The organism is Acidovorax sp. JHL-9 (assembly GCF_000426205.1).
In the GTDB taxonomy this organism is placed as follows: domain Bacteria; phylum Pseudomonadota; class Gammaproteobacteria; order Burkholderiales; family Burkholderiaceae_C; genus Acidovorax; species Acidovorax soli.
Map to the genome: position 1 here is coordinate 18,105 of NZ_AUEX01000038.1, position 12,024 is coordinate 30,128.

Consider the following 12,024-nt stretch of genomic DNA (forward strand, 5'->3'; position numbering starts at 1 on the left):
AGGCGACATGAAACTACTGATCGATTTCTTTCCCATCTTCCTGTTCTTTGCGGCGTTCAAGATCTGGGGTATCTACATCGCCACGGCGGTGGCCATTGCCGCCACGGCGGTGCAGATCGGCTACCTGCATTACAAGCACGGCAAGGTCGAACCCATGCAATGGCTCAGCCTGGGGGTGATCGTGCTATTCGGCGGCGCCACCCTGCTCTCGCACAGCGACACCTTCATCAAATGGAAGCCCACGGTGCTGTACTGGCTGATGGGTGGCGCGCTGCTGGGCGGCCAGCTGTTCTTCCGCAAGAATTTGCTCAAGTCCCTGATGGGTGCCCAGATGGATCTGCCAGAGTCCGCCTGGCGCACGATGAACTGGAGCTGGACGGGCTTCTTTGCCGTCATGGGCGTGCTCAACCTCTGGGTGGCCTATCACTTTGATACCGACACCTGGGTCACCTTCAAGCTGTTTGGCGGCATGGGCCTGATGTTCGTGTTTGTGCTGGCGCAGGCACTGTATCTGAGCCGCTACATGAAGGACACCGACGACACCAAAGGGCCACAGGCATGACCGCAAACCAACTTCCCATCCTGGCCCAGGCCATGCAGCAGCGCCTGATTGAAAAACTCACCCCCACCCATGTGCAAGTGCTGGACGAAAGTGCCGCCCACGCGGGCCATGCGGGCGCCAACGGCACGGGTTTCGGAACCCATTTCAGGGTGCGCATTGCGTCACCCCTGCTTACAGGAAAAGGCCGCGTGGCGCAGCATCGCCTTGTGTATGATGCGCTGCAAGAATTTATTGACCAGGGCGTTCACGCCATCGCCATTGAAGTTCTCTGAACCGGCACCCATCTATGCAGCTGCCGGCCTTCAGCCTGCAATCACCCTCTCATTTTTTGGATTCCGCATGAAGAAACAGATCCTGTCAGGCCTCGTGGCCGCTGCCGTGCTGGGTACGATGGCCCTGCCCGTTTCCGCCCAGAACATTGCCATCGTGAACGGCAAGGCCGTACCCAAAGAGCGCGCCGAAGTCCTGCGCCAGCAGGTGGAGCGGTCCGGTCGCCCTGTGACCCCTGAAGTGGAAGGCCAGATCAAGGAAGAAGTGATCGCCCGCGAAATCTTCCTGCAGGAAGCGCAAAAGCGTGGCCTGGAGACATCGACAGACTACAAGGCACAGATGGAACTGGCCCGCCAGACCATCCTGATCCGCGAACTGTTCGCCGATTTCCAGAAAAACAACCCCGTCACGGACGCTGAAATCCAGGCCGAGTACGACAAGTTCGCGGCAGCCAACAGTGGCAAGGAATACAAGGCCAGCCACATCCTGGTGGACAAGGAAGCCGATGCCAAGGCCATCATTGCCTCCATCAAGAAAGGCGCCAAGTTTGAAGACATCGCCAAGAAGCAATCCAAGGATCCAGGCTCTGGCGCCAAGGGCGGCGATCTGGACTGGGCCAATCCCGCCAGCTATGTGAGCGAATTCACCGAAGCCCTGATCAAGCTCAGCAAGGGCAAGATGACCGAGACCCCTGTCAAGAGCCAGTTTGGCTGGCACGTGATCCGCCTGGACGATATGCGCCAGGCCCAGTTGCCCAAGCTGGACGAGGTCAAGCCCCAGGTGGCGCAGCAACTGCAGCAGCAAAAGCTGGCTAAGTTCCAGGAAGAACTGCGCGCCAAGGCCAAGGTGGAATAAAAAGGGAAGTCGCCGCGTTCACCCGGAACGCCCACTCACCCACAGGAAACGCGGCCCAGGCCGCGTTTTTTTTATGGTGATGATGTGGTTCTCATCGCGAATGGGCTGGAGCTTGGCAAAGCACCATACTCCCATTAGGCAGAAAGCAAAAAGGACTTGCAGCTTGTGCTGCAAGTCCTTTGAACATTGGTCGGAGCGGCGGGATTCGAACTCGCGACCCTCTGCTCCCAAAGCAGATGCGCTACCAGGCTGCGCTACGCTCCGACAGCTCGTATTCTAACCCGAAAATCCGGCCTGTTTTGGATTTGACGCATTTCATTTTTACGTCTCTCCTGCGGCAGGAGCCGCCATGGAGAAAAATCAACGGCTGGAGGGCCCTGGACCACGACCCGCCAGATGGCGGAAAGTGATGCGTCCCTTGGTCAAATCGTAGGGCGACAATTCCAGCGACACCTTGTCGCCCGCCAAAATGCGGATATGGTGCTTGCGCATCTTTCCACCGGTGTAGGCAATCAGCTGGTGGCCGTTTTCCAAGGTGACGCGAAAACGCGAATCCGGCAAAACTTCCGTCACGGAGCCTTGCATTTCAATGAGTTCTTCTTTGGCCATGGTTATCTCTTAAAAACAAATATTCTGTGGTTGGCACACCAGCACATCGTGCATCCACGACCGCCGTTACCGTGCCTTCAGGGGGCTCGGGGCACGGTGCTTTGCGGGCGGGGGAGTCGCTGCACCCGGGGCGCAGATCAGAAAAGAGGCCGGGGAGACGGCTTCAATGGACAGGCGAGGCGCTGTGCATGAGCCTGCTGATTGTAGCGCGATGTCCCCGGTCTGCCTATGCCGGCGCGCCAAACTACCCAGCAGGGGTGGAGCCCGCCACTTGCGGAATCTGCAAGGCGCCAGCCAGCGTGCGCACCAGATCTGTCTGGGTAATGATGCCCACCAACTGCTGACGGGTGTCCACTACCGGAATGTGATGATGCCCACCCTGCGAAAAAAGAGGCACGAGATCCATGGCGTGCTGCTGTTCTCCAATCACTTGTACAGGGTGCGACATGATCTCGCCCACCGATGCCGGCTGGCCGCTGCGGCCCATCACCAGTGTCCGCAATCGCTGCCCCAGGCCTTCGTGCATATCCAGGTTGGCAAGCCGCATGAAGTCCGCCACGGTGACGATACCCACCACAAGGCGATGTGCATCCACCACGGGAAGCGCCTTGACCTGCTGGCTGCGCATCAGCGCCCAGGCGTCCTTGAGCGACACGCTCGCCTCCACGACCAACGGCGGCTTGGACATGACGTCCGAACAGCGCAGATCCCCCAGCGTTCGCTGAAAGGCCGCTCGACCGGCCAGATGCAACAACCCCTCAAGGTCCTCGCGGCTCACATCGAGAAGCTGGTTGTAGTGAGACAACGCGGCATCCACGTCCGATGCGACAAAGGGTCCCGATGGTGGCGGGCCCGCTGGTTCGCGCCAGCGTTGCGAATGCGGATATTGGCGCCCCGTCAGGGTGTTGTAGGCCACACCCAAAACCACCAGAGCCAAGGCGTTGAAGCAAATCGGAAAAACCGCCAGTTGTAATCCGTTGCCCTGGGCTATCACAACATACAGTGCCATGGCACCGCCTGGCGGATGCAGGCAACGCAGGGGCACCATGAGCGCCATGGACAGCCCCACCGCCAGTGCTCCTGCAACGGCAGGGTCGGGCACCAGGGCCACGCAAACACCGCCCACCAGTGCCGACAGAGTGCTGCCACCCAGCACCGGCCAGGGTTGGGCCAATGGGCTGGACGGCAAGCCAAAGACCAGAATGGCGCTCGCACCCAGCGAGCCCACCATCCACGGGCCAGCGTGGTCCATCGCCCACCAGCGACTCAGCAGGGCTGCAATCAGGACACCGAGAGAGACACCCACCACCACCCGAAGTCTTTCATGGCCATCAATGCCAACCGGCGCGGGCCAGAAACGACGAAGCCAGCGCAGCCACCGCGCGCCAGGCGATGTCAGAAGTGTGGCAGGAGGGGTGGGAGGAAGGCCCGAATGTGGAGAGGACATGACGCAATCGCAAACGCCAGGGCACCGTCGCACCTCGGCTTATCGTGTTCGTGGTTCAACTCATTCAGGAAAAAATCGCACTGAACCAGCACCTGGCTCACTATTTTGCCGAAGTCCACCGCAATGCGATGGACGCCCGGCCAAAACCCGGCAGCAAAGCATTTGCAGCATTTCTTGCGCCCACCATCATGCGCACCGGGCCGCCTCGGCAAAACGGGTTTCGGTTTCCCGGGCTGTCGCACGGTGATTTCGCTGCGCACAGGACACGCCCCCTTGCCACGGTAAGGACTGCGGGGATGCATGGCACCAGCCCCGAGGCATGCGGCCGATAGAATCAGCCGCTTTCGTCCTTGAGAGGCTTGCCCGTGTCCGATCGTCTGGCAGTTCTGCCCCAGTACCTCATGCCCAAGCGGGCACTCACCACGCTGGCCGGCAGATTTGCGTCGGCACGGCTGGGGGGCCTGACTACCGCGGTGATACGCCGCTTTGTGGCCCGCTACAACGTGAACATGGCCGAGGCGGCCAATCCGGACATCGCCAGCTATCCATCATTCAACGACTTTTTCACGCGCGCGCTGAAACCGGGCTTGCGCCCACTGGCATCGGCTGATCTGATTTGCCCAGTGGACGGAACCATCAGCCAGCTTGGCCGCATAGAAAAAGACCTGATCTTTCAGGCCAAGGGCCACCACTACTCCACCACCGCGCTGGTGGGTGGTGATGCCGCACTGGCAGCGCGCTTTGACCACGGCCATTTCGCCACCTTGTACCTGAGTCCACGTGACTACCACCGCATCCACATGCCCTGCGCAGGCCGACTCACGCGAATGGTGCATGTGCCGGGTGCCCTTTTTTCCGTGAACCCCACCACGGCGCGTGGCGTACCGGGTCTTTTTGCACGCAATGAGCGCGTGGTGTGCGTCTTTGAATCGGACCACGGGCCTTTTGTGCTGGTACTGGTGGGGGCCACCATCGTGGGCAGCATGGCCACCGTCTGGCATGGTCAGGTGAACCCGCCCCGCACGGGCCAGCTACGGCAATGGAACTATGCAGCGGGCCAGGTAAGCCTGCAGCAAGGCGAAGAAATGGGACGTTTCCTGCTGGGCTCTACCGTGGTGATGCTTTTCCCGCAGGGGCCGCTGCAGTTCAACCACGACTGGGCGGCTGAGCGGCCCATCCAACTCGGGGAAGCCATGGCCCGGCGCAGTGGCCGCTAACACGGCACCGTCCGCCTACAGCGTCGATCAGAATTTCTTGAACAAGCCGAGCAAAGCCACACCGCAGAAAGCGGCACCTGCATAAAAGGTGAACGCGGCTCCAAGCTGATCCCATAGCAGCCCAGCGACTACGCTGGCGATCAACATGGCAAGACCGCTGACCAGGTTGAAGAAGCCGAAGGCGGTTCCACGAAGGTCGGCGGGTGCCGTATCCGCAACCATCGTCGCCAACAAGCCCTGCGTCATGCCCATGTGAACGCCCCATAGCGCAACGCCTGCGAGCACCGTCGTCCAGCGGTCATCCATTGCCAAGACCAAATCGGCAGCAACCAGGACGACCAAGCCCCAAGCCAAGAGCTTCTTATGGCTCATCCGGTCCGACAACTTCCCGAACGGGTAGGCCGACGCTGCGTAGACGACATTCATGGCCACCATCACCAACGGCACCAACGCAACGGCGATACCGCTCTGCTGGGCTCGCAACACCAAAAAGGCTTCACTGAATCGGGCCAGAGTGAATACCGCGCCCACACCGACTACCCACCAATACGCGCCGCTCAAGCGCTTGAGGTTTTCACGACTTATCGGGTTGGTGCGCTTCTCGCCAACGTGGCGCTCGGGCTCGCGCACGCCAAACAGCAGCAATGCCACTGCGAGCAAGCCGGGGATCACGGCCACCCAAAACACGGCCCGAAAGTCGTTGGCCCACAGCAGCATCAGGCCAACGGCCAGCAGCGGGCCGAGAAACGCCCCCACGGTATCGAGGGACTGGCGCAGCCCGAATGCTGCGCCACGCACCTCGGGCGGGGCGATATCCGCCACCAATGCATCACGCGGAGCGCCGCGCACGCCTTTGCCGACCCGATCCAGCAGGCGTGCTGTGAGCACGATGCCGGTGGTGGGTGCGATAGCAAAAAGGGGCTTAGTCAAGGCCCCCAATGCGTAGCCGAACACGGCCAGGCCTTTGCGCTTGCCCAGATAGTCGCTGATCGCACCCGAGAACACCTTGACGATCAGCGCAGTCGATTCGGCCAGGCCTTCGATCAAGCCGACCGCCAATGCGCTTGCGCCCAGCGTGCCGACCATAAATAGCGGTAGCAGGCTGTGGATCATCTCGGAGGAGATGTCCATCAGCATGCTCACGAACCCGAGCACCCAGATGCCGGTTGGAATCCTGCTGAGCGACGTTGTTGTGGGCGTTGTTGTCATGATCAATGGGTGTTAGCGATTTTCGTCGTGGGCCTCGAACACACGCTGGGCATAGGCGTCCAGCAGCAATGCACACGCTTGCAGCCGCTCCCGAGCTTATCAGTGCCATCCCCGCGCGATGGGACGAGCCATGCGAACGCCTGCGGCTGCGTGATCACCCGCCGCAGCAACTGCCTTTGCCACGCTCCTGGATCGGCGGACACGGCACCGTGCCATAGGAGCAATAGACACAGCAGTCACCGGGCTTCGGTGTGAGGACGGCATGGCACTGCTCGCACTCGTAGAACCACTGGCAGGCGTCGGTGGGCATCGTCTCGGTTTTAGCGTGGCCGCATACGGGGCAGGTCAGTGTCGATTCCAGGGTGAGGGTGGTCATTTGGCAGCTCCCACCAAGGTCGAGGGATAACCGGCGTCCTTGGTGGCGCGCGTGAGGGCTTCGACGTTCGCTTTTGGGTCGTCAAAGCTCACCTTGGCCTCGCGCCTTTCCAGACTCACCTCGGTCTTGCTGACGCCGGGTACGTTGGTCAGCGCCTTTTTGACCGTGATCGGACAGGCGGCGCAGTCCATACCCGGAACGGACAGCGTGACGGTTTGCGTGGCCGCCCACACCGGCGACATCAAGACGATCAGGGCACCAAGGGCAACGAGCTTCTTCATGGCAGTTTCCTTTCAGTAGAACCAGGGAGCGACCAGCGGGAATCCGAGCGCGACAATCACCAGCACCACCACGATCCAGAACAGCGTCTTGTAGCTGCGCTTGGCCTCTGGCCGCGCACAGACCTGCCCGGGCTCGCACGCCGCAGGCAGCAGCCAGATGCGCCGGTACGCGAAAAACAGCGCCACGACCGCCGCACCGATGAAGATCGGCCGATACGGTTCGAGTAGCGTCAGGTTGCTGATCCACGCCCCGGAGATGCCCAGCGTGATCAGCACCAGTGGCCCGAGGCAGCAGGTGGACGCAAGGATGGCTGCCAGACCGCCGGTCAGCAGCGCACCGCGTCCGCTGCGTGGAGGTTCAGTTGGGGAATCTGGTTTCATGGTTTAAGCTTACTTCCGTACTTAAGTACGGAGTCAAGCGCCATGAATGAAACCACCGAAACCCTGACCATCGGCGTCCTGGCTGACGCAGCCGGGGTCAATGTCGAGACGATCCGCTTCTACCAGCGCAAGGGTTTGATGCAGGAGCCTGACCGTCCCCGGGGTGGCATCCGCCGCTACGGCGACGCGGATCTGGCGCGGGTGCGCTTCATCAAGTCCGCTCAGCGACTGGGGTTCAGCCTGGACGAGGTTGCGGACCTGCTCAAGCTCGAGGATGGGTCGCATTGCACCGAGGCCCGCGAACAGGCCGAGCACAAGCTGGCCGATGTGCGCGCCCGGCTTGCCGATCTGCAACGGATCGAGGGTGCACTGCAGGGGCTCGTCGAGCGCTGCTGCGCCGCGAGCGGGCAGGTGCAGTGTCCGCTGATCGCGGCGTTGCAGGCGGCGTGAGCGTCCAGGACGGTTGCTCCCCGTTCTCGGTCGCCGACGCCTGAGCAGACGAAAACGGCAACCGCATGCCCTCAAACCCGCGAAAACAGCGGACTTGGACACTTGGACGGTCAAGAGGCCAACAGAGAACGGAGAGAAAAAACGGCGATTTCGAGGCCGATGGTCGGCGGTTCGGCAAGGGGGCGGTCAAGAGGCTGGTGCCCGGAACCGCGCCAACACTGGGGGGAACAGACGAAAAAAAACCAACCGATAACGGTTGGTTTTTTGGATAGTGGTGGTGGGCCTGTAACCCGCGCCAAACCTAGCAAACTCAGCGCCTTACAACCGGCGCAAACCCATGCGGAACGGTGCGAATCAGCCCTCTGTTCAGAGTGAATCGTATCAGCTCGCCCCGATCATGGCAGCGATGCGGATCGTCAGGAACGACGCAAGTTCGATTCGCATTTGTCAATCGAACCCGCGTCCGCACATTGAACAGGATGGCACTGCTTCCTGTCCTTTCAGTCCTCGGATTGGCCCAGAATCGCGCACGCGCCTTGGCTGTGGCCCGAGATGTAGGCCTGAATGCGCAACTCCACCAACCATGAAAGGAGTTGCACAATGCAAAAAATCGCCATCAATGAAAACGAACTCGCCGAGCGCTGGGGCATCAGTCCGAAGACCCTGCAGCGCTGGCGTAGTGAAGGCCGGGGACCCCGGTATCTCAAACTCTCGAAGCGCGTCACCTACCCGATGGACGAGGTGCTGAGTTTCGAGAACCGCGCCCTGTACGAATCCACGTGGGAACGTAGCAACCAGGTCGTGGCGTCGCCGGACGCGAATCTGGTCAGCGCCCGGGAAGTGGCGACTGCGACCAGCCTTCCGATGTACCTGCTCACCCATCCCAGACTCCGCGAGGCTCTGGGCCTGCCGTGCGTCCGGGTCGGGAAACTGGTGAGATTCAACCTCGATGAGGTGATGTCCTGGGCACGCCGCTGCTCCAAGGAAATGGAGGACCACGGCATCGAAGTCGACACGGATCCGAAGGCGGGCAGGAGGTCGCTCCTGGAGGCGATCGCCAAGTTGCCGGCGTAAGGCCGGGAGCCAGCGTCGAGCCGCGCTCTTCGGCGGCTCGATCTCCGGAGGTGGCGCTGCAGGCTCTGGTACGGGCATGTTCCTTAGTTTCGTCGATATATTGCATTGGACGATGTTTTGGAACATACTCGCTCCATGCTCACCGACACCCACACCCAGCGCGTCCTCGGCCTGGCCAGCAAGAAGGGGCTGCTGCGCGCCAGCGATCTGGACGCCATCGAAGCGCCCCGGGTCGCCCTGACGCGCCTGACCGCCGCCGGCCTGCTGGAACGGATTGGGCGTGGCCTGTACCGCCTGCCGGAATCCCAGGGGTCCGAACACGAGAGCCTGGTCACCGTCGCCACCAAGGTACCGCAGGCCGTGTTCTGCCTGCTCACGGCGCTGCAGTTCCACGAGCTGACCACCCAACTGCCGCGCCAGGTCTGGATCGCCATGCCGCGCGGCAGCCATGCCCCCCGAATCGACTATCCGCCTATCAAGATGGTGCAGTTCACGGGCGAGGCCTACACGGCCGGTGTCGAGGAGGTCGAACGCGACGGCGTCAAGCTGCGGGTCTACGGCGTGGCCAAGACCGTGGCGGACTGCTTCAAACACCGCAACAAGATTGGCCTGGACGTGGCGCTGGAGGCCCTGAAGGACGCCCGGACCCGCAGCAAAGCAACGGCGGAGGACATCTGGCGCTTCGCCAAGGTCTGCCGCGTGGCCAATGTGATGCGCCCCTACCTGGAGAGCATCGGATGACGCCGGCACGTCCGGCGAACGTCGCCGCATCGGTCCGAGCCCGCCTGCTGAATGTCGCCAAGGCGCAGGGTGTCGACTTCAATCAAGTGCTGGTGCGCTTCGCCCTGGAGCGCATCCTCTATCGCCTGGCCCAGTCGCAGCACGCCGAGCGTTTTCTGCTCAAGGGCGCTCTGCTGTTCACGCTCTGGTACGACATGCCGCACCGGGCCACACGCGACGCCGACTTGCTCGGCTTTGGCGCCAGCGATCTGGACGCCGTGGCTCAAACCTTCCGTGAGATCGCCGCCGTCGCCGTCGACGACGGCATCGCGTTCGACCCAGCCTCGGTCATGGTCGAGGAGATACGCAAGGAGGCCGGCTACGGCGGCGTGCGCGTGGTCATCACGGGCGAATTGGCCAAAGCGCGGTGCAAGACCCAGATCGACGTCGGGTTCGGTGATGCCGTCACGCCAGCGCCCGTGGATTCTGTGTACCCGGTGCTGCTGGACGATCTGCCGGCGCCCCGGCTGCGGACCTATCCGACGTACACCGTTGTTGCGGAAAAGCTCCACGCCATTGCCCTGCTCGGCATGACCAACAGCCGTCTGAAAGACTACTTCGACCTGTCGGTGCTCCTGGAACGGGAAACTCTCGACAGCGAACTGCTGGCCAAGGCAATCCGGGCTACCTTCGAGCGGCGCGGCATGGCGGTGCCAGGAGCGCTTCCGATCGGGCTGTCCGACGAATTCGCGCACGATCCATCGCGACAGGCACTGTGGCTCACATTTCTCAAGAAGAACGAGCTTGCCCCCGAGCCACTACCTGCCGTCGTGGATCGATTGCGCGTGGCATTGGCTCCGGCCTTGAATTCCGATGGTCGTTGAACACTACGTCAGCGGGCATCAGAGATTGGCGAAATCCTTGAACGCAGCGCACGTTGCCGCCCGCCCAACGATGACCAGCAGCGACTTCGCGCGGCTCATGCCAACGTAGAGCAGCTCTTGCCGCTGTGACAAGTCGATGGTGTCCAAACCCCACAAGATCACGATCGGCGATTCGAGCCCCTTGAACCGTTGGATGGTGTCGATCAGGACCGTGGACCTGCCTCGAACCCCTTCCTCAAGCCAAGTCGCTGGCTTCGGCAACGGAAGCCTTCTCAGGGCAGCGTAGTACTCGGCCTTGTGCAGGGCATCGGCCACCAGCACCGTGATGTCACCGGGCGCAACACCTTGTCTCGCGACAAGGTCGACGATGCGGGCATTGATCTTGGCCGCCTGTGGGTCTCGACTTGGCGACTCGTCAAATTGAACGTCATCGCCCTGAATGTCAGGCGGACTCACTGGAACGCCTTTGTAGTGCTTGTAGGCGGCTTCGTGAATCGGCGCCGTGTTGCGGCAATTCGTGGTCAACGAGAACGGCTCGTCGCGGATGGGGAAAGTCCCTGCGCGGGCATACAGGTTTTGGTTGTCGTCGTAGAACACGTAAAGCGGGCTGCTGTCGTAGTCGGTCAGCAGCAGCTCGAGCGGGACCCAGAACTCCTCGCGAAAATCCTGGCCCTCGTCACAGACGATGGCGTCGTACCGATCCGGGAGGACTTCGAGGGAGTATCCGAGTGCGTTGGGTAGTTGCACCTCGTAGAGATCCTTGCCCGGATAGGTGACCTTGGCTTCGGAAACCAGATCCCGCCCAGATGCACGATTGGCCCTCTCAACCTGCCGGTGGCACAGTTGATGGAAGCTCATCACATCAAGATTCGGGGTGCCGGCACAGAGGCTTGATAGGTGGTCCGCGAGCTGCCGGTTGTAGCAAGTCAGCAGCGTTCGGAACCCCTCGGATGCAAGGCGACGTGCTTTTTCAAGTGCCAAGACCGTCTTGCCCGTGCCAGCGCCACCGCTTACGGCGACTCTGCGGTGGGAGCGCAAGAAATCGAGCACGCGAATCTGGTCCTTGGTGAGAACCAGTCGACGCGCCTCCTGGTCGGCCAACTGCGACGAGATCAGGGGCGCGACCACGAAAGAGCGCGCGAACACATCGCGAAGGACATCGATGCCGCGCCTGCCCATGGGCGTGAACCCCGATGCATCGTTGCCCCAATAGGCGAAGACTGCATCGATCCACGCCTTCGGATCTTGGAGATCCTTCGCGCAGCCGACGAGGGTCGGCGGCATGTCGGGCCGGCTTAGGGCATTCGCATCCCCGACATCAGGGAAGAACACCGCGTGACCTCTGAGGACGTTGGCGAGCGACAGATCCCGCCAACGCTGGTGCTCATTCAGCTTGGATCGAATCGAATACTTGGCCTTCAGAGCCTGGTTGACGGGGTTGTTGATCGCATGCTTTTGATGATGGCGATCGACGGAAAACCATTCCCCGCTGCTGGAGTCGAACCCGACGCCCCCGCCCTTGACTTCGATGCACACGTACCCGAGATCCGGGTGACAGACGACGAAATCGGTTTCACCATCCTTGGCTTGCTCTTCTGTTGATTTCCATGCAACCGTAACCCACCATTTCCATCTCGATCTGACCCACCCTGGTTCGTGAACTTGATATTCACGTTGTGGATAAGTTCT

15 protein-coding genes and 1 tRNA gene are annotated in these 12,024 nt (G+C 61.6%); 8 read left to right on the forward strand and 8 right to left on the reverse strand.

Going from position 1 to position 12,024, the window contains the following annotated elements:
* Nucleotides 1–7: 7 nt before the first annotated feature.
* From K225_RS0117965 to K225_RS0117975, 3 genes are all read left to right on the forward strand, one after another.
* The gene (locus tag K225_RS0117965) at nucleotides 8–562 is read left to right on the forward strand and encodes a septation protein A (RefSeq protein WP_026437655.1); all 555 of its coding nucleotides are present in this window, start codon (nucleotides 8–10) and stop codon (nucleotides 560–562) included.
* Nucleotides 559–834, forward strand: a complete 276-nt coding sequence (locus tag K225_RS0117970) for a BolA family transcriptional regulator (RefSeq protein ID WP_026437656.1) — start codon at nucleotides 559–561, stop codon at nucleotides 832–834. Before K225_RS0117965 ends, K225_RS0117970 begins: the two co-directional genes overlap by 4 nt.
* Nucleotides 835–901: 67 nt before the next feature.
* Nucleotides 902–1,687, forward strand: coding sequence for a peptidylprolyl isomerase (locus K225_RS0117975; RefSeq protein WP_026437657.1), 786 nt, complete (start codon nucleotides 902–904; stop codon nucleotides 1,685–1,687).
* A gap of 187 nt (nucleotides 1,688–1,874) precedes the next feature.
* Here the strand turns inward: K225_RS0117975 and K225_RS0117980 are convergent.
* The 3 genes from K225_RS0117980 to K225_RS21175 form a co-directional block, all read right to left on the reverse strand.
* Nucleotides 1,875–1,951 (reverse strand) — tRNA-Pro (locus K225_RS0117980).
* A gap of 96 nt (nucleotides 1,952–2,047) precedes the next feature.
* Nucleotides 2,048–2,296, reverse strand: coding sequence for a translation initiation factor IF-1 (gene infA, locus K225_RS0117985; RefSeq protein ID WP_024815327.1), 249 nt, complete (start codon nucleotides 2,294–2,296; stop codon nucleotides 2,048–2,050).
* 244 nt (nucleotides 2,297–2,540) lie between these two features.
* Nucleotides 2,541–3,527 (reverse strand): HPP family protein, encoded by a 987-nt coding sequence (locus K225_RS21175; protein ID WP_369794881.1) that lies wholly within the window; start codon nucleotides 3,525–3,527, stop codon nucleotides 2,541–2,543.
* A gap of 581 nt (nucleotides 3,528–4,108) precedes the next feature.
* Here K225_RS21175 and asd point away from each other — a divergent pair.
* Nucleotides 4,109–4,960, forward strand: a complete 852-nt coding sequence (gene asd / locus K225_RS0118000) for an archaetidylserine decarboxylase (RefSeq protein ID WP_026437658.1) — start codon at nucleotides 4,109–4,111, stop codon at nucleotides 4,958–4,960.
* Between the two features lie 27 nt (nucleotides 4,961–4,987).
* On the opposite strand, the gene K225_RS0118005 is transcribed toward asd, so the two are convergent.
* From K225_RS0118005 to merT, 4 genes are all read right to left on the reverse strand, one after another.
* Nucleotides 4,988–6,169, reverse strand: coding sequence for an MFS transporter (locus tag K225_RS0118005; RefSeq protein ID WP_026437659.1), 1,182 nt, complete (start codon nucleotides 6,167–6,169; stop codon nucleotides 4,988–4,990).
* A gap of 154 nt (nucleotides 6,170–6,323) precedes the next feature.
* A complete protein-coding gene (locus K225_RS21955; RefSeq protein ID WP_081679732.1) occupies nucleotides 6,324–6,545 on the reverse strand; it encodes a GDCCVxC domain-containing (seleno)protein in 222 nt (73 codons plus the stop codon).
* Nucleotides 6,542–6,826: a mercury resistance system periplasmic binding protein MerP gene (gene merP, locus K225_RS0118010; RefSeq protein ID WP_026437660.1), complete on the reverse strand. Its 285-nt coding sequence runs from the start codon at nucleotides 6,824–6,826 to the stop codon at nucleotides 6,542–6,544. Before merP ends, K225_RS21955 begins: the two co-directional genes overlap by 4 nt.
* A gap of 12 nt (nucleotides 6,827–6,838) precedes the next feature.
* Entirely contained in the window at nucleotides 6,839–7,207 is a 369-nt protein-coding gene (merT, locus tag K225_RS0118015; protein WP_026437661.1) for a mercuric ion transporter MerT, read from the reverse strand.
* 42 nt (nucleotides 7,208–7,249) lie between these two features.
* On the opposite strand from merT, the gene merR reads away from it, so the two are divergent.
* The 4 genes from merR (at nucleotide 7,250) to K225_RS0118045 (ending at nucleotide 10,335) form a co-directional block, all read left to right on the forward strand.
* On the forward strand, nucleotides 7,250–7,657 hold the full coding sequence (gene merR, locus K225_RS0118020; RefSeq protein WP_026437662.1) for an Hg(II)-responsive transcriptional regulator: 408 nt from the start codon (nucleotides 7,250–7,252) through the stop codon (nucleotides 7,655–7,657).
* A gap of 600 nt (nucleotides 7,658–8,257) precedes the next feature.
* On the forward strand, nucleotides 8,258–8,731 hold the full coding sequence (locus tag K225_RS22655; RefSeq protein ID WP_238323276.1) for an AlpA family transcriptional regulator: 474 nt from the start codon (nucleotides 8,258–8,260) through the stop codon (nucleotides 8,729–8,731).
* Between the two features lie 135 nt (nucleotides 8,732–8,866).
* Complete coding sequence (locus K225_RS0118040; protein ID WP_026437663.1) at nucleotides 8,867–9,472, forward strand: type IV toxin-antitoxin system AbiEi family antitoxin domain-containing protein; 606 nt, start codon at nucleotides 8,867–8,869, stop codon at nucleotides 9,470–9,472.
* Nucleotides 9,469–10,335: a nucleotidyl transferase AbiEii/AbiGii toxin family protein gene (locus tag K225_RS0118045; RefSeq protein WP_026437664.1), complete on the forward strand. Its 867-nt coding sequence runs from the start codon at nucleotides 9,469–9,471 to the stop codon at nucleotides 10,333–10,335. The genes K225_RS0118040 and K225_RS0118045 overlap by 4 nt, the downstream gene beginning before the upstream one ends.
* 18 nt (nucleotides 10,336–10,353) lie before the next feature.
* Here the strand turns inward: K225_RS0118045 and K225_RS21185 are convergent.
* Nucleotides 10,354–12,024 (reverse strand): DEAD/DEAH box helicase (locus K225_RS21185; RefSeq protein WP_202900061.1); only part of this gene is annotated, 1,671 nt, incomplete at its 5' end.